The sequence below is a fragment of the Staphylococcus pasteuri genome (assembly GCF_030547725.1).
In the GTDB taxonomy this organism is placed as follows: Bacteria; Bacillota; Bacilli; order Staphylococcales; family Staphylococcaceae; genus Staphylococcus; species Staphylococcus pasteuri.
This window is the reverse complement of sequence record NZ_JAUOQO010000945.1, coordinates 1-237: the sequence shown is the minus strand read 5'-3', so window position 1 is coordinate 237 and position 237 is coordinate 1. Positions and strand designations below refer to the sequence as shown.

Below are 237 nucleotides of genomic sequence, written 5' to 3'. Positions count from 1 at the left end.
GGCGTCCGGCGTGCTGCCGATAGCGGCATCAAACGCCGCGCGATCCACGGATTTCAGCGTGACGGTCAATTGCGCCCCGGCCTTGTCGTCGGCCACATCCAGTGCGGCAGTCTGCACCGCAAGCGGCGCAGTCAGCTCGGCAACGAAGCGCGACCAACCGGGTTGCAATGCGCCAAACCGAACGGTGCGAAACGCATCAGAGGCAAAGCTGTCCGCCGAGAGGCCGGTCCAATCAAC

1 protein-coding gene is annotated in these 237 nt (G+C 65.0%); it reads right to left on the bottom strand.

What is annotated here, in order from left to right; translation table 11 throughout:
* The coding region (locus tag Q4528_RS15980) for a hypothetical protein (RefSeq protein ID WP_303522741.1) at nt 1-237 on the bottom strand (237 nt) is incomplete at both ends.